Origin of the sequence: Sphingobacterium sp. UBA7625, assembly GCF_002484085.1 — a bacterium.
Taxonomy (GTDB): Bacteria; Bacteroidota; Bacteroidia; order Sphingobacteriales; family Sphingobacteriaceae; genus Sphingobacterium; species Sphingobacterium athyrii.
This window is the reverse complement of sequence record NZ_DLJD01000040.1, coordinates 117,330-141,461: the sequence shown is the minus strand read 5'-3', so window position 1 is coordinate 141,461 and position 24,132 is coordinate 117,330. Positions and strand designations below refer to the sequence as shown.

The 24,132-nt window shown below is 40.9% G+C and carries 21 protein-coding genes; 10 read left to right on the top strand and 11 right to left on the bottom strand.

All coding sequences use genetic code 11. The features are described 5' to 3' along the window. Positions 1 to 260 (bottom strand): hypothetical protein (locus B4G94_RS17435; protein WP_286860480.1); only part of this gene is annotated, 260 nt, incomplete at its 3' end. Between the two features lie 1,048 nt (positions 261 to 1,308). Between B4G94_RS17435 and B4G94_RS17430 the strand changes: the two genes are divergently transcribed. The 6 genes from B4G94_RS17430 to B4G94_RS17405 all read left to right on the top strand — a co-directional run bounded on the left by B4G94_RS17430 (position 1,309) and on the right by B4G94_RS17405 (position 11,123). Next, the gene (locus B4G94_RS17430) at positions 1,309 to 2,493 is read left to right on the top strand and encodes a Pycsar system effector family protein (RefSeq protein ID WP_286860477.1); all 1,185 of its coding nucleotides are present in this window, start codon (positions 1,309 to 1,311) and stop codon (positions 2,491 to 2,493) included. A gap of 48 nt (positions 2,494 to 2,541) precedes the next feature. Next, positions 2,542 to 4,554: a polyphosphate kinase 1 gene (gene ppk1, locus B4G94_RS17425; RefSeq protein ID WP_286860474.1), complete on the top strand. Its 2,013-nt coding sequence runs from the start codon at positions 2,542 to 2,544 to the stop codon at positions 4,552 to 4,554. Positions 4,555 to 4,558: 4 nt separating this feature from the next. Further along, complete coding sequence (locus B4G94_RS17420) at positions 4,559 to 5,455, top strand: hypothetical protein (RefSeq protein WP_286860472.1); 897 nt, start codon at positions 4,559 to 4,561, stop codon at positions 5,453 to 5,455. Positions 5,456 to 5,460: 5 nt separating this feature from the next. Then, positions 5,461 to 8,070 carry a BamA/TamA family outer membrane protein gene (locus tag B4G94_RS17415; protein WP_286860468.1) on the top strand — a complete coding sequence of 870 codons (2,610 nt, stop codon included), beginning with the start codon at positions 5,461 to 5,463 and terminating at the stop codon, positions 8,068 to 8,070. 14 nt (positions 8,071 to 8,084) lie between these two features. After that, positions 8,085 to 10,445: a GAF domain-containing protein gene (locus B4G94_RS17410; RefSeq protein ID WP_286860466.1), complete on the top strand. Its 2,361-nt coding sequence runs from the start codon at positions 8,085 to 8,087 to the stop codon at positions 10,443 to 10,445. Between the two features lie 66 nt (positions 10,446 to 10,511). Continuing rightward, positions 10,512 to 11,123 carry a trimeric intracellular cation channel family protein gene (locus B4G94_RS17405; protein ID WP_108635484.1) on the top strand — a complete coding sequence of 204 codons (612 nt, stop codon included), beginning with the start codon at positions 10,512 to 10,514 and terminating at the stop codon, positions 11,121 to 11,123. A 55-nt stretch (positions 11,124 to 11,178) separates the two neighbouring features. Here the strand turns inward: B4G94_RS17405 and def are convergent, their stop codons facing one another. Further along, positions 11,179 to 11,760, bottom strand: a complete 582-nt coding sequence (gene def, locus B4G94_RS17400; RefSeq protein WP_108635483.1) for a peptide deformylase — start codon at positions 11,758 to 11,760, stop codon at positions 11,179 to 11,181. Positions 11,761 to 12,021: 261 nt separating this feature from the next. Between def and B4G94_RS17395 the strand changes: the two genes are divergently transcribed. The 3 genes from B4G94_RS17395 to miaA all read left to right on the top strand — a co-directional run bounded on the left by B4G94_RS17395 (position 12,022) and on the right by miaA (position 14,935). Continuing rightward, positions 12,022 to 12,801, top strand: coding sequence for a hypothetical protein (locus B4G94_RS17395; RefSeq protein ID WP_286860464.1), 780 nt, complete (start codon positions 12,022 to 12,024; stop codon positions 12,799 to 12,801). Positions 12,802 to 12,866: 65 nt separating this feature from the next. Further along, a complete protein-coding gene (locus tag B4G94_RS17390) occupies positions 12,867 to 14,039 on the top strand; it encodes a Gfo/Idh/MocA family protein (RefSeq protein ID WP_108635481.1) in 1,173 nt (390 codons plus the stop codon). After that, positions 14,036 to 14,935, top strand: a complete 900-nt coding sequence (gene miaA, locus B4G94_RS17385; protein ID WP_286860463.1) for a tRNA (adenosine(37)-N6)-dimethylallyltransferase MiaA — start codon at positions 14,036 to 14,038, stop codon at positions 14,933 to 14,935. Before B4G94_RS17390 ends, miaA begins: the two co-directional genes overlap by 4 nt. 50 nt (positions 14,936 to 14,985) lie before the next feature. Here miaA and B4G94_RS17380 read toward each other — a convergent pair whose 3' ends face one another. From B4G94_RS17380 to B4G94_RS17360, 5 genes are all read right to left on the bottom strand, one after another. After that, the gene (locus B4G94_RS17380) at positions 14,986 to 16,539 is read right to left on the bottom strand and encodes an Rne/Rng family ribonuclease (RefSeq protein ID WP_077436961.1); all 1,554 of its coding nucleotides are present in this window, start codon (positions 16,537 to 16,539) and stop codon (positions 14,986 to 14,988) included. A 302-nt stretch (positions 16,540 to 16,841) separates the two neighbouring features. After that, entirely contained in the window at positions 16,842 to 17,678 is an 837-nt protein-coding gene (locus B4G94_RS17375) for a tetratricopeptide repeat protein (protein WP_108635479.1), read from the bottom strand. Positions 17,679 to 17,695: 17 nt separating this feature from the next. Continuing rightward, entirely contained in the window at positions 17,696 to 17,980 is a 285-nt protein-coding gene (locus tag B4G94_RS17370; protein WP_028071165.1) for an HU family DNA-binding protein, read from the bottom strand. Positions 17,981 to 18,227: 247 nt separating this feature from the next. Next, positions 18,228 to 19,274, bottom strand: a complete 1,047-nt coding sequence (locus B4G94_RS17365; RefSeq protein ID WP_286860461.1) for an aminotransferase class I/II-fold pyridoxal phosphate-dependent enzyme — start codon at positions 19,272 to 19,274, stop codon at positions 18,228 to 18,230. Positions 19,275 to 19,470: 196 nt separating this feature from the next. Beyond that, positions 19,471 to 20,466, bottom strand: a complete 996-nt coding sequence (locus tag B4G94_RS17360; protein ID WP_286860460.1) for a D-2-hydroxyacid dehydrogenase family protein — start codon at positions 20,464 to 20,466, stop codon at positions 19,471 to 19,473. Between the two features lie 137 nt (positions 20,467 to 20,603). On the opposite strand from B4G94_RS17360, the gene B4G94_RS28120 reads away from it, so the two are divergent. Next, positions 20,604 to 20,828, top strand: coding sequence for a LytTR family DNA-binding domain-containing protein (locus B4G94_RS28120; RefSeq protein ID WP_165309491.1), 225 nt, complete (start codon positions 20,604 to 20,606; stop codon positions 20,826 to 20,828). Positions 20,829 to 20,946: 118 nt separating this feature from the next. On the opposite strand, the gene B4G94_RS17355 is transcribed toward B4G94_RS28120, so the two are convergent. The 4 genes from B4G94_RS17355 to B4G94_RS17340 form a co-directional block, all read right to left on the bottom strand. After that, positions 20,947 to 21,411 (bottom strand): hypothetical protein, encoded by a 465-nt coding sequence (locus B4G94_RS17355; protein WP_286860458.1) that lies wholly within the window; start codon positions 21,409 to 21,411, stop codon positions 20,947 to 20,949. A gap of 10 nt (positions 21,412 to 21,421) precedes the next feature. Then, positions 21,422 to 21,898: a hypothetical protein gene (locus tag B4G94_RS17350; RefSeq protein WP_241254887.1), complete on the bottom strand. Its 477-nt coding sequence runs from the start codon at positions 21,896 to 21,898 to the stop codon at positions 21,422 to 21,424. A gap of 140 nt (positions 21,899 to 22,038) precedes the next feature. Then, positions 22,039 to 23,169, bottom strand: coding sequence for an SH3 domain-containing protein (locus B4G94_RS17345; RefSeq protein ID WP_286860455.1), 1,131 nt, complete (start codon positions 23,167 to 23,169; stop codon positions 22,039 to 22,041). Positions 23,170 to 23,319: 150 nt separating this feature from the next. After that, positions 23,320 to 24,102 (bottom strand): CPBP family intramembrane glutamic endopeptidase, encoded by a 783-nt coding sequence (locus tag B4G94_RS17340; RefSeq protein WP_286860453.1) that lies wholly within the window; start codon positions 24,100 to 24,102, stop codon positions 23,320 to 23,322. Positions 24,103 to 24,132 lie beyond the last annotated feature (30 nt).

The window sequence follows — 24,132 nt, the reverse complement described above, 5'->3', positions numbered from 1 at the left end:
AAACTTCCAAGCCTTTTGTTTTTATTTTTTTCAATATGTCTGTAACTCGCTGGAAACTTGACGGATTGTTTTTCCGCAGGTGGCCTTTCCGCGTCCGAAAGGCCGTTTGTCCGCGGATCCGAAGCGGAAAGCCCGCGCGGAACTCCGGTAGGAAGCTTGCAGCCTGTTTTAACGGGGACCATAAGGAGAAACCTCCGAACGGGTAAAGCGGGAATACTTTGCTGCAGACATGACCCTTTGGGAGGGTATACGTGTGCCACGGATACAGAACGCCGTGAAATCCAGCTCCTCGGATTACGGGGCAGTCCGGTGCATAGTAGGACCGAAGAATAACAGCAGCCTCCCCGGCACACGCCCGGAATCCGGAAAGGGCACGGAAGCGGGAGACCCGGCGGCGCTGAAGGGTTTCAGTCCGAAAGCAGAGGAGCGGCTAACAGAAAACCATAGGGGGATACGTGGGAAGGCCGGAAAACGGGATGCGGGCCTGAACAAAACAGAGAACCCGCCGGAAAGACAGCGGGCCAAAACAGAAAAAAAATCCCATGAGCGGATCACCTCGGTCAGGGAGACCGAATCATGTGCAGGCATAAAAACCGCAGCCGGGCAGTCCGCAGGGGCTATAGAAAAACAAGGCAGAAGCAGCAACAACAATACCGATACAGATCCGATGTTTAGTTAGGGTTTGTTTAGGTTTTACTTAGGTTTAGTTTAGGTATTCTTTAGCTAAAACCTAAGCGATACCTAACTAAATCCTAACCTAAGTCTAGCTTACTTCTAAACTATTATAAAATCAATACTTCAACAGATCATAACATAACTAAAAGCGGAGATGCGACATGAACGATAGTAGGACTATGGTCGCGAGTCGTAGACCTAGATCAGAATATTTATCAACTTAAACATAGTACTTCTTGTCTAACGCAAAAACACTCCAGCTTGGGATCAAGCTAAGCAAACCCCAATTCATCACCGAGGGCAACTACAACTAGTCAGAATAAGGTTAAACAACAAAAAGGTAGAGGAGAAGCTACCACTTATCAAACTAACCCAGGAGACTTAATTAAAGAACTACAGCCGAACACGACATCCCGAAAAGCAGAAATGTTCGCGGTCTCACGGCATCAAAAGCAGCAATCTCACCTAAGGAAAAAACTTAAAGGACACACCCTGTACAAAAAAACAATGATTTTGTCTGCTTTCTAGTCTATCAAACTTGATCTAGATCAAAAAATTACGAAAAGGGATCACATATATACAAGATGTTAAAGATATTGAATACTTTTATTCTAAATAAACATCATATTGGTCATGATAGATTATAACGAGCTTTTAAAACAAGTAGAGCACTATTCTAATACTTATATTGTAGAAAACATATCTTCTTGTCATTGTTTTCACAACAGCCTACACACACATTCAGTAGTACAGGCGGCAGAAGAAATTTCGTCGTTCTATAAGTTAAACGATGAAGATCATTTTATCGTGATTAGTGCTGCTTATTTTCATGATCTAGGTTATGTAGAATCTGACAACGCGATTGGCCATGAGAAAAGAAGCGTAGAAATAGCTTTGGACTTTCTGAAAGATAAAGGCATATCCGAAGATATTAAAGGAAAAATCAAAGGTTGCATCCTGGCGACGAGAATGCCTCAGGACCCAAACAATCTACTGGAACAGATTCTCTGTGATGCTGACCTGTTCCATTTCGGTAATGACGACTTTGAAAATAGGAACAAACTTATGAAAGCCGAAGCCGAGGCTGTATTGGGTAAAGAAATTGACAAAGATGTCTGGCGTGCAGGTACGATAAAACTTTTGTCAGGCCATCATTACCATACGGATTATGCGCAACAAAAGCTCAACGCAAAAAAAGAACAGAACTTAAAAGAACTCGAGCGAAAACAGGAAAAATCTAACGCCAAGAAAAAAGAAGACAAAAAAGAAACAAAAAAAGAGAAAGACAAAAGCACCAAACCCGAACGTGGTATAGAGACGATGTTTCGAATAACGTCGTCCAACAACCAGCGTCTGAGCGACATGGCTGACAATAAAGCGAACATACTATTAACTGTCAATTCCATTATTCTATCCGTTGTCATTGCAGTATTGTTTAGAAAATTAGATAGCAATGAGCACCTGATCTTTCCAACAATTATCCTCACTGTAATTGTTGTTGCAACCATGGTTATGGCTATATTATCGACTATCCCCAAAATACCGGCTGGAAAATTTTCAAAGCAAGAGATCGAGGATAAAACCGTCAATCTTTTATTTTTCGGGAACTTCTACAAAATGAAACTCAACGACTATAACGAAGGGATGCAGAAAGTAATGGTCGACTCCGAGTTTTTATACGGTATGCTTACAAAAGATGTCTATTCCCAAGGAGTCGTTCTGGGCAGAAAATATAAGTTATTACGTTATGCTTATGGCATCTTTATGTTTGGCCTGGTCATCTCTGTTATTTCATTTGTTATTGCAACACTCTTATAAAATAGATACAGCTCTTTTAACCGCATTATTCCTTAGATTATTTTTCGAATGAAAAAAAAAGACCTATATATCAACAGAGATATCAGTTGGCTTTCCTTTAATGACAGGGTACTTAACGAAGCTGGGCGCCCGGCAGTACCATTGTTGGAGAAATTACAGTTCCTCGCCATTTTTTCATCAAACTTAGATGAGTTCTACCGTGTACGGATGCCTGTATTAATGGCTTGGAAGAAAATTAGAAAAAAGACTACTGACCAGGTCATCCCGAATCTCGATATTGGAACGTATAAAAAAGCATCCAAAATTATCGATAAACAACAGCAAAAATTTGGATTCTTTTTAACTGATATTATTCAGCAGTTAGCTGCGGAAAACATTATCCTAATCTATAACCAAGAGATTCCATTAGCAGTAAAATCTCTTGCCTCCAAATATTTTTTTAGCACGATTGCTTCTTATCTGCAAATCATTCCTGTTAACGAAGAATTCTCTTTTTTCCCGATCAACAACCGCCTGTACTTTGCATTGACAGACAATAATACGGCTGATCTGTTCATTGTTAATATACCCGCAGATCGCATTAATCGGTTCTTCACCTGTCAGGTCAATTCCAAAACATATGTTGTCTTCATCGACGATATCATTAAACTATTTTTACCCAACTTAATAAAAGACAAGAGTTTAAATTTCTACTCCTTCAAAATTACGCGGGATGCTGAGCTTAATTTGCAAGATGAATTTGATGGTGATATCGCTCAGAAAATAGAGGCAGAAGTCAATAAAAGAGATCTTGGTTACGCAACCCGATTCTTACATCAGCCGGGTTTTCCAGAACAGCTCATCGAAAGACTTGCAGTTCTTTTTGACCTGCGGAAAAGTAGTATTGTCGCCGGAGGATATTATCATAATCTAAAGGACTTTTTCTCCTTCCCGGTAAAACAGGAAGCATTGTCCTTCCCGAAACAGCGACAGATAGAGGTACATCAGGATTTCGAACATTCCCTTTTTGACCAGCTCGATCAGGAGGATATATTGATCTGTACTCCTTATGAATCGTTTGATCCCATTCTTCGGTTTTTTAACGAAGCGGCTATCGATCCTGAGGTTGTGGAAATCCACACGACACTCTATCGAATTGCCGGTGATTCGCATATCGCCCAAGCACTGGCCACTGCAGCAAAGAATGGCAAGAAAGTGAATGTGTTTGTTGAATTAAAAGCACGTTTCGACGAAGCCAATAATATACATTGGTCCAGAATTATGAAGGAACAGGGGGTAAGAATCAGCTATAGTATCCCTAATCTCAAAGTGCATGCTAAAATTGCACTTGTCAGACGAAAAGATGGAAAAGAAAGCGCACTATTTGGGACTGGCAACTTAAACGAGAAGACCGCAACCATATATACCGACTATTTTTTGATGACATCCAATCGCTTGCTGACAGCGGAACTAGGCCAGCTATTTGAGTTTTTACCCAATAGAAAGAAACCAAGCAGTCCAACAGATATTTTATTTCAGCACCTATTGGTAGCACAATTCAATTTAAAGCAAACTTTCATCGGGCTGATCGACGAAGCAATTGCTCAGCTCAAGCAAGGAATAACTACTTCGATAAAAATTAAGTTAAACAATTTAGAGGAAGAATCGTTAATCAATAAATTGTATGAGGCTAGCCAAGCCGGTGTAAAGGTACAATTGTTGGTCAGAGGAATCTGCCGGCTTAAACCTCAAGTACAAGGCTTAAGTGAAAATATCAAAGTTAAACGGATCGTAGGTCGCTATTTAGAGCATGGGAGAATCTTTATATTTCGGTACGGCGATGATACAAAAATATATTTAGGTTCCTCAGATTGGATGGATCGCAATATCTACCGTCGGATAGAAACCTGTTTTCCGATACTGGAAACAGTATTATCCAAAAGGATTCAGCAGCTCTTCGAAATCCAGTTCGCTGACGATATCGAAGCTACTTTTATTGATGACCTAGGGCAAAACTTACCTATAGCACATCCGATTGGCAATAAATCGCAGCAACAAATTGTTGATTACTTAAACAACTAAATTGATGAAAAACTCAACACGACTATCCGCTTTTGCATTGGGAATAATTTCCACGGTATTACTAGCTTGCAACCCCAGTAATGCAAACAAAGAACGCACAGCTAATTTTACGGACACAACAACCGACAAAAAACCGCAACAGGCAATTCCTTATAAATTGCTGTCCGGCGAAAAGATAAGTTTACCCAACGAGCTGCTCGAAATATCAGGGATCGCATTTTTAGAGGGTCAGGATGAAGAGATTTATGCCATTCAAGATGAACAAGGATTACTTTTTAAATACCATTTCCCTACACAGAAGCTCACATTCAGCCAATTTGGAAAAGACGGTGATTACGAAGACATTGGTATTAGCAAAACACACTTCTTTGTTTTAAAGAGCAATGGCAGTGTCTATTCCTTCCCAATGACAGATAAAGATAACATACAGGCGGTCGCTGAGCAAAAAGACATTCTTCCCAAGGGCGAATATGAAGGACTTTATGTCGATAAAGCAGCTAATCTCGCTTATGTTCTCTGCAAAGAATGCCGGGTAGACAAAAAACAATCACAAACAACCGGATATATTTTTTCCATTGGAACGGAGGGCAAATTCAGTCCAAAAGGCGAATTTTCGATCCAAGTCGATGAGCTAAAGAAACTTGATCCCAAGATCAAAAAGACCTTCAAACCGTCAGCACTTGCAAAGAAAACCGATAGCAATGAATGGTATATTTTATCCTCCATTGACAAGGCGCTCGTTGTAACGGACGAAAACTTCAAGGTCAAATCCTTAACGCCGCTGGATCCAAAGCTATTTCCCCAACCAGAAGGGATCAACTTTGATTCAAAATCCAATCTTTACATCAGCAGTGAAGCCGGTGATCAGGACAAAGGAATCATTTATAAATTTGAAAAATAATAAGCATGCAACGGGTCTTACCATTTCTTTTACTTTTTTTCACCGCACAAGCTTATTCCCAGCAGGAGAACAAGTCGACCTTGGCAGCTGAAGCACACAAAGACAAGCCTCTGACACAAGCCGTGATAAAAGACAGTATTACTGTTGTCGCAAATGCAAAGTATGGACAGGCGGGCAAATTTAAAAAATCATTTCTGGGAGAAAACTATCGCAAAGAATGGGCTGCCGAAACCTCATTACCCATACTTCAGCTCTCTAAATTATTCGGAGGTCTAACGCCCATCAAACAGGGAGGGGGCATGCAATCCGTGTCACTTCGATTGACAGATCCAACAGGAAGAGAATGGGCCCTTCGATCAGTAAATAAACGAACAGAATCTTTGATTCCAGAAGAATTGCATGGGACCTTTGTTCAGGATGTCCTGGACGATGCAACAAGTGCGCAACATCCTTATTCCGCGCTGATGATCCCGGCACTGGCCAATGCTGTCAACATCCCACATGCACACCCTATTATCGGATTCGTCACACCGGATCCGATCCTTGGCCAATACGCAGCGCTATTCGAAAATACTGTAGCCCTATTGGAGGAACGGGAACCGCTGGGCGATTCTGATAATAGTGCTAAAGCGGTGCGCAAACTCCAGGAAGACAATGACGATGATTTTAAACCCAAGGCATACCTCAGAGCACGCATGTTGGACGTGATGGTAAGCGATTGGGATCGTCACGAAGATCAATGGCGCTGGTACAATGAAAATCAGAATACGAATGACAAAGATAAGGACTATATTCCCATTCCACGTGACCGCGATCAGGCCTTACGTGTTACACAGGGATTTTTAATGAAAGATATTTATCAACGATTTGTAAATCCTGTTATGCAAGGGTTTACAATGGGCATTCCAAATATCAGATATTCCCTTTTCAAATCCAGGTTTTTAAATGCACATCCCAGCAATCAGCTCTCCCACAAAGAATGGACAAAAGAAGTAGACCAATTTGTCGCCCGATTGACCGATTCGGTACTCCGGCAGTCTGTCAACAGCTTGCCTCAATCATCCATAGCGATTCGGGGCGAACAGATTTTCCGCACCCTTCAGAGCAGACGTGATGCCCTGCCTACTGCGATGGAACAATATTATCGCTTTATCAATAATATTGTAGATATCCATTTCAGTGATAAGAACGAGAAGGTAGAGATCGTCAGCACCAAAGACAGGGGATTAAATGTCAAGGTATCCAAAATCAACAAAAATGGACAGGTGACTAAAACTTTGATGGACAAAGTTTACGAAAAAAATTTGACGAAAGAGATCCGATTATATCTTTCTGAGGGTCAAGACTCATTGTTAATAAATAATACAAATTCTCCGATAAAACTGCGAATAATTGGCGATAGTTTGCCAAAGACCTATGTAATTGATAATAGCAGATCAAGAATAAAGCTCTATGAAAACACGTCCAATTCAACGATTTTAGGAGAAAAAAAACGAGTCAAGCTACATCGCGGTAAGGATAGCGTAAATACAGCGTTTGTTCCCGTGAATTTATACAATTCCTGGCTACCATTATTAACAGCTGGTTACAATGCTGATGATGGTTTTTCTTTGGGGCTTGGCGCAGCATATACCCACCAACGGGGATTTAGGAAAGTGCCTTTTACCTATAAACAACAGATTACAGTCGCTACGGCATTCCGGACAGGTGCCTATAAAATTCATTATCGCGGTGAATGGGAAGATGTCATAGGCAATGCCGACTTCGTTATCGACGCACTGGCAAAAGCGCCCGACAATACGCAAAACTTTTTTGGCGTGGGCAACAATTCCTTGTTTTTAAAAGATCAGTATGGAGCAAAATATTACCGAAGCCGATTCAATATTTTTAATATCAATCCACTACTGAGGTGGCATCCATCATCGACGTTAAATTACGCTATTGGCCCCCATATCCAGTTCTATCATCTGGATCCCGTTGAAAATCAAGATCGTTTTATCCTAAATCCGCAGGCACTGCATTCCTATGATAGTCTCTCCATTACCCATGACAAGGCCTTCACCGGATTAAATGCTTTTCTAACACAAGATACTCGTAATCGTAAAATCAATCCAAGTAAAGGCGTATTTGTTAAAGCTGCGCTACAATCCTATTTAGGCTTAAACAAATATTCGCGGCATTCGGCACAGTTAAGCGCAGAAATGACCGGTTATTTTAGTGCAATTAACGAAGGTATTATATTTGCCAACAGGGTAGGAGGAGGAACGGTCGTGGGTAACCCAACATTCTATCAATATCTTTTTCTTGGTGGTCACGAAAATCTACGTGGTTATCGCCAATACCGTTTTGCTGGGGAACAAATGGTCTACAATAACCTCGAGGCTCGTGTTAAGATCCATGATATAAAAAGCTACGTTCTGCCTGGGGAGCTGGGCCTCATGGGCATGTATGATATTGGAAAAGTCTGGGCAAAAGACCATAACAGCTCCACTTTCCACCAAGGATTCGGCGGGGGGCTTTATTATATCGTGGCAAATGCCTTGCCCCTTCACTTCGTAATGGCCAAATCCAACGAAGGTTGGTATCCTTATTTTAGTACAGGCTTTCGCTTCTAATGTATATTCAATAAATGGAAATAAGGAAAGTACAACTAACAAAAGGTAAAAACACATTCTATAAGCTCGAAAAAAAACTTCATTTTGAACCTTTCTTTCGATACCTAGAGTCCTTTACCGAAAGTGGTATATCTTCTGATGACATGATTCCATTATTTGCTCTGGAGCGAATAAAAGAAATTGAACATGTCAGCGGCAAGCTATGTAAACACAACTTAAGTGCCTATAAAGATATTTTACAGCTCATCTATAGCCTTTCGGTATCGCTTATAGATACAGATCCTAAACGATATTGGGCGCTCGCTACGCCACTTGCAGAAGAAGCATTTTATGGGACTGATGCCTTTTTTGATCTCTGGAAAAATAGATTGGAGGAACAGGATATCCAAGATCAATTGCAAGATGGAGAGCCCCTAAACAACCAAGAAAAGCTGATATATACGCTTATTTTCGAACGTCTATACGGATTGCCTGCCAAAGAAAATAATACAATTGTTTATCATCATTTAAATGAAAAAGGCGAAATCATCGATTATTATGATCTAACTATAGATTTCAAATTTGTTGATATTAAGCCAAAAAAAGAACTTCCCCAATTCGACCTGAGAAATCTGACCAAAAACACCAATGACGCTTCTTTGTTCAACTGGGATCATGTCATTAATGCAATTAAGCTAGAAGATTTTGAATTATCCGGGTTCACCATGCTCACTGTCAAAAAAAGTAGTCTCGAACATACTATTAAGAGAATACAGTCTATTTTATTGGATCTTGCCACATACAATTACCATCATTTTTTATCAGATCTGGAGAAAATCATCACGCCGATCCTAAAGAGTACGGATACAATTTTTAGCCTGTTTCCATTGTTTCAGTTAAATGGCCTACCTTTTTTTGATTATTCCATTACAAATAAAAGTATTTTAATTTCCGAAGCAAACGCCAGCAATAGCTATACCAACATCAATCCGCAAGTTGCAAACTACCTAAAACACCCGCATCTTATTTTTTATAATACCCTAGATGCCGTTAAAAATACGACATCCATTTTTGATGAACGAATCAAGGCGTCCGGGGTCAAGACCTATCTGTGTATTCCATTGATACATAACCATGCCTTGTCCGGGATTATGGAAATTTACAGTCATCAGCTGGATCAATTGGACAATGAAACCATTCAATCCCTCCGCACGCTTGTACCGCTACTGTCTCAGCTATCCTATGATATCACAGCAGAGTTCAGGAAACGCATTGACGAGATTATTATTAACCGGTTTACAACAATCCAGCCGGCCGTACAATGGAAGTTTAATCATATTGCAGCTCAATATATTCAGGAACTGGAAAACGATGAACAGAACGCCCATATCAAACCTGTTATTTTCGAGGAAGTCTATCCACTTTATGGAGCTATAGATGTAAAGGATTCTACCGTCATCCGCAATGCATCTATTTTAAAGGATTTTAGTTTCAAAGTGAAACAACTGGCTCTTCTCATTGACGAACTATCCAGGGAGGGCACACATCAGCTCATTATTGATTTTTCAAAACGGGTAGACCAGATTACCATGTCGCTCGACCAAATCTCCTTTGATGAATCCATGGTCAAGATCATTGAATTCTTCAGAAAAGATGTTCAGCCATTTATCGAGGCCGCGAGAAGAGAATTCTCAACAAAGCACGCCATTATCGAACATTATGCCAAGCATTTTTTCACCAATCGTGAAACCGGAGAATTTTATAGAAATGAATTTGAGACCTCATTATGGAAGATAAATCAAATCATCAGTAAGGAACTCAATCATTTCAACAGTTTTATCCAGGGCAATTATCCATCGTATTTTCAAAAATTCAGGACCGACGGTATCGAATACGATATCTATATAGGAGAATCCATTACACCACAGCAGACCTTTAGCAAAGAATTTATCAATATCTTTAGGCGACAACAGATTATCTCCATGGCCCGTATTGCCCTGAAAGCACATCACGCAAAACAGGATTTACCAATTACCTTGGAGACCACACAGCTTATTTTCATTAACCCACACAGTATTGATATCAGCTTTCGGGAAGACGAGCGTCGATTTGATGTTGAAGGATCATTGAATATCCGTTACGAAATCATCAAAAAAAGAATAGATAAAATACGGGTAAAACGGACCAAGGAAAGGCTCACCCAGGTCAACAAGATTGCCATTGTCTATCTGTCGGATGAGGTGCTAGAAGACCTTAATCTAAGTATACAGGCTATTTATGATATGGGCATCATTGAAAGTACCGTAGAGCATCTCAAACTGGAGGATGTACAAGGAATAGTAGGTTTGAAAGCTATTCGTCTTACAGTAAACCTAAACTATCGGGATTTCTCCTAAATTTGCATAATCTCTCTCGATTTAGTAGAGCGTAAATAGGGGAATTATTTTAATAACAGTATTACGATGATAACTGATGCCAACTATTTTTATTTAAGCGACTTGCTTGGCACTTTATTTTTTGCGATATCGGGCACCTTATCCGCAAAGCGTAAGGACATCGATATTTTTGGAGCTGCTTTCTTGGGTTTTGTGACAGCTATTGGCGGCGGATCCATGCGCGATGTATTTCTAAATTTACGCCCCGTTTGGGTAAATGACAGCAATTATCTTATTGCGATATTCTTAGGCATCTTAATTGCGATCATCTTCAATAGGCAGCTCTATGGCTATTATCGAACCCTGACACTTTTTGATGCGATAGGAATCAGTTTCTTCACCATCTTAGGCGTGCAAAAGTCATTGAACTACGAAAGTAACGTCTATGCAGCCATCATCTTTGGTATGTTTACAGCTGTATGTGGGGGTATGATACGCGATATCCTCCTCAATGAGACACCTTTGATCTTCAAAAAAGAGGTCTATGCTACGGCCTGTTTGGCGGGCGGATTAATTTATATTTTGCTTGTACACCTCAATCTGGATTTGTCCTGGGCAGCCATTATTGCTGCCGGTGTGGTTTTTCTGATTCGAATGACCGCGGTTAAGTATAGGTTATATCTTCCCCGATTGGACTGAGTGATAAGATTGGAAAGCAATCGCTACAATAAAATAAGAGAAGCGTTAGTTTGGACTAACGCTTTTTCTTTTGCTGTGGAAATTTCATTTTATAGCTCACCCGGATATTGCCTTTGGCAATTGCGTCCAACTTACCCTTTAACATCGTTTTCTTAAGTGTACTCAATTTGTCTGTAAACAGCTTCCCTTCAAGATGGTCATATTCGTGTTGAACAACACGCGCCGCCAGTCCGGTCAGGTCCACTTCGTGCTCCTCAAAATTCTCGTCCAAATAATTGATACGAATATTCTTATGACGAAGTACGTCTTCATTAATATCAGGAATACTTAGGCAGCCTTCACCAAAAGCCCATTTTTCACCAGATTCCTCCACCATAATCGGATTGATGAAAACTCTTTTGAAAGATTTGAGCATTTCTTTATTCTCTTCGTCATCTTCTGCAAACGGCGTCGCATCAATAACAAACATACGTATTGGCAATCCAACTTGTGGCGCCGCAATCCCAACACCATGTGCAGCATACATGGTATCAAACATATCATCTATCAATTTCTTTAAATCAGGATAGTCTTCATCTATTTCCTCAGCAACCTTTCTTAATACAGGGTCGCCATACGCCACTATCGGAAGTTTCATATATAAATAATTATTTATAAGTGTCGATTGTCATTGATACAAATGAAGTCGTCGCACTTAGTTTGTTTTTTAAAGTCCTATGAAATATGCTGTATAAATAATATACCACATTTTTTTTCGCTTGCAGCTGCTTAGCCCGCATCGGTGTTATGCTTTTTAAGCATGGATATTTCACAGTACAATCATATTTTGCACAAAGATACGGATAATTATTAAAAGCGAATATTTCGCCAGAACTTCCATAAGAGTTACTTTTGTTTTATGAATCCAGCTTTTAAAGATCTTGTTATTCGGTTCAAAATCGAACTTGAACGTCACCTAGCAGTGCGGTTACCCCTGATCGAACTAGATGGATTTCTACAAATTGATTCTTCTGAATTAACAAAAAAGATCTTTCTCTATCCCAACGAAAGACGTTTACGGTTTCAGGGCCCCGAAGAGGGCATTCATATAGACGAGGATATATTAGCACAAAAATTCGACCTCATTGTTCAGCGCATCGTTGCCAAATGGAAGAATAATCGTCGTATCTATGCACGGAAAACAATCGTTGCTCGGATTGACAAAAAAGTAAGTCAGCAGTTCCTCGTGGAACATCACTTACAAACTCCACTTCCGGGAAAATACAGATACGGACTATATGAGCAGGGCGAACTCGTGTCCATAGCTGTTTTTTCCGGAGGGCGCCGTATGAACGATAAAAATGACGAATACCGTTCTTTTGAGTTATTGCGCTTTTGCAATAAATCTGGCTATAACGTGATTGGCGGGCTAAGCAAGTTAATCAAGGCTTTTTCGAAAGACTTTTCCCCGGGGGATATCATGACATATACCGACAGGGACTGGAATCAGCATTCTTCCTTAGAAAAAATCGGCTTTACGATAAAAGAAATTACAGCTCCGATCACCTTCTGGATTGCGGGAGCGCATAGATATACTTATCGTAACGAAGAAGAGCTAAGTGTATTAATGGATCAGGCTCCACTTGGCTTTCCAAAGGAAAACATGGGAAGCATCAAGATGATTTTGTATATAAAATAAGCTAAATTGTGTATATTGTACACTGTAATAATTTGAAAAATAAATAATCAAAAAATAATAACGTTATGAAGAGAAAACTTCGCATGGGTATGGTCGGAGGCGGAAATGACGCCTTTATTGGTGCTGTACACCGCATTGCCGCTTTTATGGATGGAAAGATTGAATTGGTTTGTGGCGCATTTAGCATTGATCCACAGATTTCAAAACAGTCTGGAGAAGACTTATTTGTATCTCCTGAGCGTGTCTATCTCAACTACGAAGAGATGATCGAGAAAGAATCGTTGCTTCCTGAGGGGGAGCGTATGGATTTTGTAACGATCGTTACTCCAAACTTTCTACATTTTGCTCCAGCTAAATTAGCTTTGGAAAAAGGTTTCGATGTTGTTGTTGAAAAACCAATGACTGTATCTGTTGAAGAAGCAAAAGAATTACAGGAGACTGTAGAGCGTACAGGCCGTACATTATGTTTGACACATACCTATTCAGGTTATCCGATGGTAAAGCAGGCCAAAGCGATGGTGAAAGAAGGCCACTTTGGTAAAATAAGAAAAATTGTTGTTGAATATCCACAGGGCTGGTTGAGCCGTTTAACTGAACGCGAGGGCAATGCTGGCGCGGCTTGGCGCGCGGATCCAAAACGCTCGGGCAAGTCGTTGGTCATGGGTGATATCGGTACACACGTAGCTCATCTTGCGGAATATGTGTCGGGATTAAAAATCGAAGAGTTATGTGCTGATTTAACAACATTTGTTGAAGGCCGATTATTGGATGATGATGGCTCCGTATTATTGCGTTTCCAAAACGGAGCCAAAGGCGTATTAATGGCATCACAAATCTCGGCAGGAGAAGAGAATGCTGTTCGTATACGTATTTATGGCGAAAAAGGCGGATTGGAATGGGCCAACGAAGACCCGAACAACCTGATCGTCAAAATGCTTGATCAACCTCGCCAGCTGTACCGTACAGGAAATGCATACGCTGCGCCTTATACATTGAGCTCGTTTGCAACCCATAATACACGTGTTCCTGCTGGTCACCCAGAAGGGCTATTGGAATCTTTTGCTAATATCTATCGCAACTTTGCAGCAACAGTTACAGCAAAACGTGAAGGAAGAACTCCAACCGCGGAAGAACAAGACTTTCCAACAGTTTATGACGGGGTCAGAGGTATGGCCTTCATCGATACTGTCGTAAAAAATAATGAAGGAACAGAAAAATGGACTAAATTTGTTCTGTGATAGACAGACTAAAACCTATACTTTCTCTTTTGGAACAACAATCTGTTCCAAAAGAGAAAGTTATCGTTATCCTAGGACCCACAGCCTCCGGTAAGACCAAACTGGCAGTACAACTCGCCCAACAAATTGATGCCGAAATTATCAGTGCCGATTCCCGTCAAATTTACCGACGCATGGATATTGGAACTGGAAAAGACCTTACTGAATACCAAGGCATTCCATACCATCTCATCGATATACAGGAACCGGGAGCGAAATACAATCTTGGAAATTTTATTGCGGACTTCCATCAAGCCCATCAGTCCATTTTAAAAAAGGGCAAGCACACGATCCTCTGCGGTGGAACGGGCTTATATTTGCAGAGCGTTATCCAACAGACCCCCTATGCACTAATTCCGAGTATAACGGGGTTCAAAGAGTCTCTCGCCGGAAAGACAACGCCTGAATTGATGGAACGGCTAAGCACCTATGCATGTCCATTGGATTTTCAGATAGATCATTCCACGAATAAACGTATTATCCGCGCCATCGAGATACTGGAATTTCTCCAACAGAACCCCGAGTTCAAACCCAAACAGCAAGCTTCAGAAGCTCTTGTCATTGGATTAAATCCACCATTAGAAAAAAGACGGGAAAGTATCAGTAAACGATTGAATGAGCGAATCAAAAGCGGATTTCTACAAGAAGTCGAACAATTACTGACCGAGGGCGTTTCTCATGATCAGCTGCAATATTATGGTTTAGAGTACAAGTATGCCTCCTTATATCTCCTTGGGCAAGTGGATTACACGACCTTCTTCACCAAACTGGAAACGGAAATACACCGGTATGCCAAACGTCAAATGACCTACTTCCGAAAAATGGAAAAGGATGGGATCAAGATCCATTGGATATAAACAAAAAAGGGCTAGTATGACTACTAACCCTTTTCGTTAATCTCTTTCTATTATAACTTGATTTCCTCGTCTTTCGCATTGAAAAAGTGGAATTCAGTTAGATAATATGACGTCATTGGATTTACTTTAATCCATTTACCGTACTTCATAAACCATTTCATTCTTTTAGAAATCAGACCAGACTTAATGTAGGCGTCTATGTACGGGTGAACACATAAGGTCACCTTTTTCTCATTTTGTTCTTGAAGAATAAAACTCAAATTATTTTCAATATCATCCATTAGGACAATACTTGATCGGATTTCCCCTGTACCATCACAAGCCGGACATTTCTCGTTTGTGACAATATTCATTTCAGGTCTTACACGCTGACGGGTGATCTGCACCAGACCAAATTTACTTGGTGGCAAAATCGTATGCCTTGCCCTATCCGACACCATACATTCTTTTAAGAATGTATACAACTCTTTTCGGTGATTGGGCTTATGCATATCAATAAAATCGATGACTACAATTCCCCCCATATCACGCAGGCGCAGTTGCCGCGCAATTTCCTTTGCTGCTTCCATATTGACCAGCAATGCATTATCCTCCTGATTCTCCTTATTGGCAGAACGGTTACCACTATTGACATCGATTACATGCAGGGCTTCGGTATGCTCAATAACGAGATACGCGCCGCCGGGCAAAGTAACAGTCTTGCCAAAAGCTGCCTTGATTTGCTTTTCAACTCCGAAATGGTCGAAAATTGGTTCTTTATGTTTGTAAAGTTTTACAATTTTCTCCAGATCCGGAGATATATCGTGTATATATGATTTTGTTTCTTCGAAGATCGAAGGATCATTAACATAAATATGCGAGAACTCATCCGTTAGGATATCCCGGAGAATAGTGGATGCGCGATCCATTTCGCCGAGAACCTTTTGTGGTGGTTCAGCATTTCGAAGACGTTTGGTAAATAGCTCCCATTTTGAGATCAGGTCCAATAAGTCACGTTGCAGTTCTTCGACACCCTTTCCTTCGGAGACTGTACGGATGATTACACCAAAATTAGCTGGTTTAATACCTTCGACAATCTTTTTGAGGCGGTTGCGTTCGTTACTGCCTTTGATACGCTTGGAAATGGAAACAGTACTTGAGAAAGGCACCAAAACGACAAAACGACCTGCAATTGATAGGTCTGAGCTCAGACGAGGTCCTTTTGTTGAGATGGGTTCTTTGGCGATTTGTACTGGCACGAGCATATTTTTGCTCAAGACATCAGAGATCTTACCAGCTTTATCGATATCCTTTTCAAGTTTTAAACTATTGAGCAGTTTCTCTTGATAACTGCCATTCTTTACGATACGCGTAAGCTTAAGCAAAGATTGAACTTGGGGACCCAAATCTAAATAATGTAGAAAAGCATCCTTTTCGTAGCCTACATCTACGAAAGCCGCATTTAGCCCCGGCATAATTCGCTTAATCCGTCCGAGATAGATATCCCCAACGGCAAAATTGTTATTTGCGGGCTCACGGTTAAGTTCAACGAGCTGCTTGTCCTGTAGTAAAGCAATAGTTACCCCTTTATCAGGAGTTGAATCGATAATTAATTCCTTTACCAAAAGCTACTCATTTTTGATACCTATGCAATATCCTATCGCAATTTTCGGTATCCGATTAAACATTTAAAGAACGTTGTTACGAAAAAAACAATCTACACATCCATAAAGACATGTAGATCGTTTCGTAAAGCTATCTCAGCAAAATGGGCCAAGATGTTTAAAAGCTCATCACAAGATTATTTTTTCTTGTGTCTATTTTTTCTTAAACGTTTTTTACGTTTGTGAGTAGCCATCTTGTGTCTTTTTCTTTTTTTTCCGCTTGGCATAGCTAAATTTTTTAATGATTATAAATAATAAATTAATTACTTGCTCAATTCCGCAATCTTGCGATCAATGAATTGTGATAGGGATGGATCAGCAGCCAGCTCTTTACTTTTTTGAAAAGCAGTGACGGCCTCTTTTTTCATCCCAATATTTTCATAGCCTGTGGCTAAGTAAAAGTATGACTCTGCATCGGGCTTCTGATCGATAACGGTCTTAAAACGCTCGATGGCTTTGTCAAACTGACGGGACTGTAATGAAAACAATCCCAAAGTTTTATTCGCTTCTAAGTTTTTCGGATCAGCAGCAACAACTTCCCGTAATAAAGCAATACCTGCCATTGGGTTGTTTGTCCCTGATACCATTGCGGCACCTAATCCTGTCTTTGCATCCAGACTACTTGAATTCGCCTTTAGGGCTGCCTCATATGCATGAATTGCATTTTGATTGAGTGCTTGGGCTAAAGTAGAATCTTGCAAATTCGTATAAGCAGCACGATAAGCATTACCGGCTTTCAACCAATATTCAAATTGAGGGGAAACCTTTGCCATTTCCTCATACACAAATGCCTGAGGGGCTGGTTTTGCGACGTCGTCCCACTTATCTGCCAACTGTTGCAACAGCTTTACCTTATCTTCACCAGAAGCTTTTGCAACTTGGGCCTCAATATCGGAAATTTCTTTGACTAAACTAGCATCTAAACCTTGTTTTGTCATCGAAGAGATATTTTCCAAGTTTACTTCATTGGAAGGTTTCGATTCAGATGCTGCAGCAGTTTGTTTTTCTTTGTCCACCAAACCTTTAATAGGCTGCGCAAATAGCACAGCAACCAAGGCTACAACTGCTCCTATGACTATTATTTGTTTGGTATTTGCCATTTTAATCTATTTTAAGATTATTTATTGCCATTTTTTACTTTCTCAACGAAAATCTTAGCTGGCTTGAAGCTAGGGACAAAATGCTCCGGAATAATGATTGCTGTATTTTTTGAAATGTTTCTTGCAGTCTTCTCAGCTCTTTTTTTGACTACGAAGCTACCAAAACCTCTTACATATACATTTTCTCCTCCGATCATTGCGTTTTTGACAACTTTGAAGAACGCCTCTACGGTCTCTTGAACATCTACCTTCTCTAAGCCAGTTTTGTTAGAGATTTCTGCAATAATTTCTGCTTTAGTCATATCTATTTTACTGTAATTATTTATTTTTCAACCCTTAAGCCAACTAATGTTTGGGGATGCAAAAGTATTGTTTTAAAATGAGGAATGGAAATTATTTAAACACTTTTTTGATAAATAACCTTCCAAAAGCCAAACATTTACAATCAATTAACGCCATTTCACATCCAACAAATGCTGAAATAAATCTCAAAAATAAAAACAATTTCCTAATTTACAACAAGTTGATTCATTGGATGTCATAGAAAATTCAAGATATGCCAATTGCATGACTAATACGGTCCAAATCTTCGGATGTATGATGTGCATTGACCACAATCCTATTCAATAAGGGATCCGTAGGGAGCGGATAAGGGAAACTTGAGACCAGTATACCGGCTTCCATCAGCCTTGCATATAGGCTGGTATCCTTGGACGAAAAGACTGGGAAATTAGCCATGCTATTTAAATATCCCTCAGAAAGTGATTCGAAATAACGAATATTTGCCTGCAATTTTTCAAATTGTTTACGATAGATGTGTTCCCCATTTAAAAAAGCAAAGAGGCTCGCGGGGGAACTGGGAGAGGCCCCCGTATAAAAATTTGATTTCTTGAGCTGTTCAATCCGTTTCGCGCTGGCCAAGATCAGTCCTGCATCTGTCGCTAAACCCTTTGCTAAGGAGGCAACAACAATCAATTCTATATTTTCCCCTAGAAAATCACGGTCAGCGATCGAAATGCCATTTTCACGCAGTACACCTATACCGTGAGAATCATCCAGGATCAAGGTAACTTTCTTCATTGCCGAAACGTTCTTAAAAACCGAGAAGTCATATCGTTCTGGAGTCATATTATCCAAGCTATTGCTCACGAGAACAAAAGAGGCCGCTTTGGATTGATTGATATACTCGACAGTTCGCAGACTCCAGTCCCTAAAATCGCCCGTTACAGCAGGGTTTATGTCAAGCCACAAGGAGGGATGGCAGGCCGGGGCATAAAGCAGTTCTCCCTCCATTGATAACATTTTGACAACAAATTGGGTCGCCAAATAGCCGCTAGACAGCAATAAACCAGCTCCAAAACCAAACCGCATGGCCGCATATTGTTCAGCTTGATCAAATATAGCCTGCTGAACATTATTATTGCGCGAAGTCCCGTTATTAACACCATACTGTCGCACTCCCTCAATAAAAAGTTCGGCATATGCTTTATCCGTTGCCAGCCCCAGATAGGAGGTTCCCCCAAAAAAGAGGTATTCCTTTTCATCCAGATATATGGACCGCCCGGTGGGCTGATCAAGTTTTGTGAAATTTTTCATTTTAACCATGGAGCCCCTACTACATGCAGGGTATTGTAATCAATAATACGCATTTGGTTTGGCCTATCAAATTGTAACAGAAACATTCGTCCCTAATCCTCAGCTCCACCTATGACCAAAGAGTAGCATTGTAGGAGGCTTTTACTTGCTTCATTTGCCAACGAACGAAGAGTCGATTGGTGCTCCAGAAAGCTCGTTAATTGCTCTGACCGGTCGATCTGGGGTAAGCTGTAAGTACTTCTGGATTGGCGATATGCTGTGGTGTTCCTTGTGCGAAAGCGACAATATTTTCAAATGCCAACCTAAACAGCTTTTCGTATCCATCCTCTTCCACGTAGCCCAAATGCGGAGAACAGATGACATTTGGCATTTGCAACAATGGATAATTGGGATCCGTGATTGGTTCGGACTCATAGACGTCCAGAGCAGCAGCGCCTGGAGTTCCACTTTCCAGAGCCTTCAGAAGCGCACCTTGTTCCACCAGTTCCGCCCGCGAAGTATTTACAAATAGTGCTGACGGCTTCATGGACCTTAGATCCTCCAATTTTACGATACCTCGGGTTTCTGGCACCAATCGTAGGTGCAGGGTTACCACATCCGCAAAATGGAAGAAATCTGATTTACTGGATGCTGCTAAGAATCCATCCCTCACAGCCTCTTCCCTTGAACATTCGCTGCCCCAAACGATCACTTCAGCGCCAAAGGCTTTGGCATATTGGGCGATCAGCCGACCTATTTTACCGTAGCCCCATATCCCCATTGTTTTTCCTGCCACGGATTGACCAATATTCGTCTGCCATTGCCCTTTTTGCATCGCTGCAATCGCTTGCGGCAGTTTCCGCAAAGCATTCATAATTAATAACCACGTCAGTTCGGCGGGAGCAGTTGGGGATCCCGTACTTTCTGCAACAGCAACCTGATAAAAGCTACAGGTCGTCAGATCAAGATGATTGGAAATTTTTCCGGTTTGGCTGATGAGCCGGAGGTTTGGCAGCTTACTGAGCAGCTCGGCAGAGATTTTCGTTCGTTCCCTGATCAGCACCAACGCTTCTGTGTTTTTAAGTTTTTCCGCCAATTCATGGGGCTCTGTATAGGATTGTTTCAATATCTGAACATCATGACCATCAAGTATTTTGAAACAATCCAACTGTCGGACAGCATCTTGATAGTCATCTAAAATGGTAATTCGCATCTTTCTGTGACTTAATTTACACCGCTCATTTATGATGACCGGTTTTCATTTCGAACATTAATTTACAGCATAAAATCGGAATACTACATTTCGTCATGATTTTTTGACATTTCATCCACTCTTTTTCGTAGAAGCAATTGTTTGCGTCCGTAGACCAGACGCTGGATGCTTTGTCGCCACAATTATCCCCCAAAGATTTTTTCAGGATCAACCGAAGTTCCATTGTGCAATTTAATGCTATAAAAAACGTCGCTGTGCACTCCAATGCCAGATTGAAAGTGTACCTCAAGCACTACGAGTCTGACGATTTGATTGTTTCTAGAGAGAAAGTTGCCGCTTTCAAAAGTTGGATAAATCAGTAATCGAAGGCTGACCTCACCCATTTATTCATGAGGCGCTGTAATCAGGCAGAGAAAATTTCCGAATCATCTTCTTTTTGATCGCTGAGCAATCGGGCAGATGACTTGAAGGCGGAAGAAGTTACATGTTGAGCCTATAGTTCAGCGGAATACTGAATCTCAGAGACACTGCAAATCCCTTCATTGGCCGATAATCCGCTTTGTCTTTGATGGAAAAACCATATCCAAAATCAATATCCAAAAGTGTTGCCAGACTGACACCAAGTTTTGGGGTAAAGGTATAAGGCGTCACTTCCGCACGTACAAATGGGGTCAACACATACGTTTGTGGATAATATGTAATGGCCCCTTCTGGAATAACCGCAAATTTCTTTTGAGTCCAGGTAAAGTTGGCTGTGGCATCTGCCCGCAAGATATTATCACCTAAAAATGGAAATGCACAATAAGCGCCTGTTTTTATGATACTCCCTTTTTGGAATTGATAACTCAGCGTAGGACCGATCAAATGATCCTGTGCTGCTGTCTTTTTTCCAAAAGCAAGCAAAATAATCATACAGCCTATCCAAAGTATACTTCTATTTTGCATAATCCGTCATTTAATAAAGATGAAAATTCAGCGGTATATTCACCCCTACAGACACCGTAAAACCATCTATCGGCCTAAAATTCTTCTTTGTGTTGTAATCAAATCCATAGCCTATACCCAAGTCGACGATTGAGAATAAACTTGCTCCAACTTTTGGAGTGATAGTATAAGGGGTCAGTTCGGCCTTAACAAATGGGAACAGGACAAAGTCATTTAGATAATAGGTAAAGCCCACCTCGGGAATAACTGTCGTTTTGTTGTCCATCCAGCTGAAATTTGCACCGGCGTCGATTTTCATGTACTGAAAGTCGTTCGGTGCAAATAGGCCCCAACCAGAAACTTTTAGAAAATTGCCGCTTTGGTACTGGTATCCCGCTGAAGGCCCCCAGATCCAGCTGTTATGCTCCCGCCAAGGCCTATTTTGAGCCTTTACCAGAAAGAATGAACAACATAGCGCAGCAAATAACAGTAGTGTTTTTAGTTTCATCCAGCTAAATTACAAACTATAATCTATTTTATGGAATACAACAGGTGCGTCCCAAAATAGTTTTACTTAAAACAGAAAAATAGTGTCCATGCAGCCGGATACCCGCAAATTGAGTCTGCAAAACACCTTTTTGGCACCGCTTAAGGTTTAAGCAACTTGATTCTAATAAACTGAGACCTTTCACTCAAGCTTCCTTCCTCGCCCCAATAACCACTCACATGGTTGGCGGCGGTATAGATGTACCCATCTTTACCCCAGAACATCAGTTCCTCTTTCCATGTCGGCATCCATTCTTTAAAACTTACTGAAATCATCGGGATCACCTTTCCCTGTTTCACGTGGAAGACTTGTAGGTCACCCGTTGATTCATAGGGATCAGCATGCAACGTCATCAAATATTTTTTATCCGCGGAAAAGAAAGGATAATCGCCGCATTCCACAATAAGATGACCATCCTGCCGATCAAAAAGGCGTACATCAGCACTTTCCCAATAGTTGCCCGCTATGGCAAAAGCATTCAGAAAATCGTAATGCCCCATGTACGAATAGCTAGATTCCAGCTCATTATCTATATCCTTATCTGTAAAAGTCAGTTTTTTCCCGTTTGCCAGCGGCAGTTCCAAAATCTTTCCGTTTTTGGTATAGGACAGCGTATCTTTGATCAAATAATTTTCTACCGTATTTCGGGCGGCCAAAAACGTTTGTTCATCTATTAATTCCACAAAAAGATATTTATCCAATGGATGCCCTTTTTCATAATAGCTTTCTTTTCCGTTTACGGTCCGTGAGACAATAATATTTAAATCCTTGGGCGATATTGTTATTTTATCCTGTTTGCCCAATTTAGATTTCGCCACATATACTTTTTCCCATTGTGTTACATCATTGGCTTCACCGTTAGCCCCTTTATAATCCCGTTGAATACGATCCATCACTGCAATCCACTCACCTTCCTCACCGATCACGTCCAGTTTTGTTCCAAAAGGATATTTTCCAAGCGCCGGAGCATTTTCATCTGCCCCCTGACGCAAAACCACACCAGCACGGTCGATCACATATAGATTTTTCAAGACCTTTGTCTGATCATAGTTGATCGGAAAGGGCGGAAATTTCTCCGCTATCGCGGTATCTTTGATCGCACTCACACCCATTTGCACCGAATCCTCCTTCCGGATAGCTTTCTTTTTTGCTCCGTCGCCACAGCTTGACATTCCCATCAAAATAGTGCTTCCGACAAGCATATACACGGGTAAAAATAACAGTCTTTTCATATAGGTGAAGATAGCGATTCCCGTGCCGAAAAAAAATACTGGTATTCAGGGGTTCTCTTCTATTGCTATAAATTCGGAAATGCCCATAAACCGAACCTACCGATATCGGGCAAAAGCCAATGTAAACTCCCGGAACTTCGCTTCCGAATTTTATACCTTGCGCCAGAGTGTCTTTCGGTTTACCCGGAGACCGTTATGGCTATTCTTGGCTCTGATTACTGTCAATACGATCATCAGAGCGATCGTCAAAAAGCGGAAGATATTAGCATACCAGTTGCCTGCAGCATTTTCGTCAACATTAAATAGCATCCAGGCCAGATTCATCAATATATGTAGGGCTACCGGAACCCAAACATTAAACTTCCACTCAGCATATAACCAGGCAAACAATACCGATCCCAAAAATGTTGTCATAAAAATGAGAACCAATTCCATCGGATCCTGGCTTTGATATAGATGCAGTAAGGCAAATACCAACGAAGTTGCCAGAACAGCGGGAATAAACCCTAGGCGTGTATAGCGGTAAACAAGACCAAAAAAATAAGCCCTAAAGATGAGTTCTTCAAACAATCCCGCAGAGAAGGTATTAATGACCAATGAATTGAAATCGGGTTCCCTGATCAAAGAAAACCTAAATGCATAACCGATAAACATCGGAAGTGTTGCCAGCGCGGCGATACCTATCCCCAATGCAGGAGACCCATTTACCCCAAATTTAGACACCAATGCGTCCCGATCTTTAGGCTTGAGCAAAAGTGCCCCCAAGAGCAAAGGCAGCAGGCTGAGGATATAGGTTACCATGTGGGCCAAGGCCCTGTTGTGAACAAAGCCGATTACCCAGGACTGAACGGACGTAAAAAATAACTGATCTAAGCCAAAGTAAATCCCGAAGAAGGAAAACAAAACAAGCAAGTTGAAATTTGTACGATTCATATTTTTTTGGGACAAAACTATATGGCAATG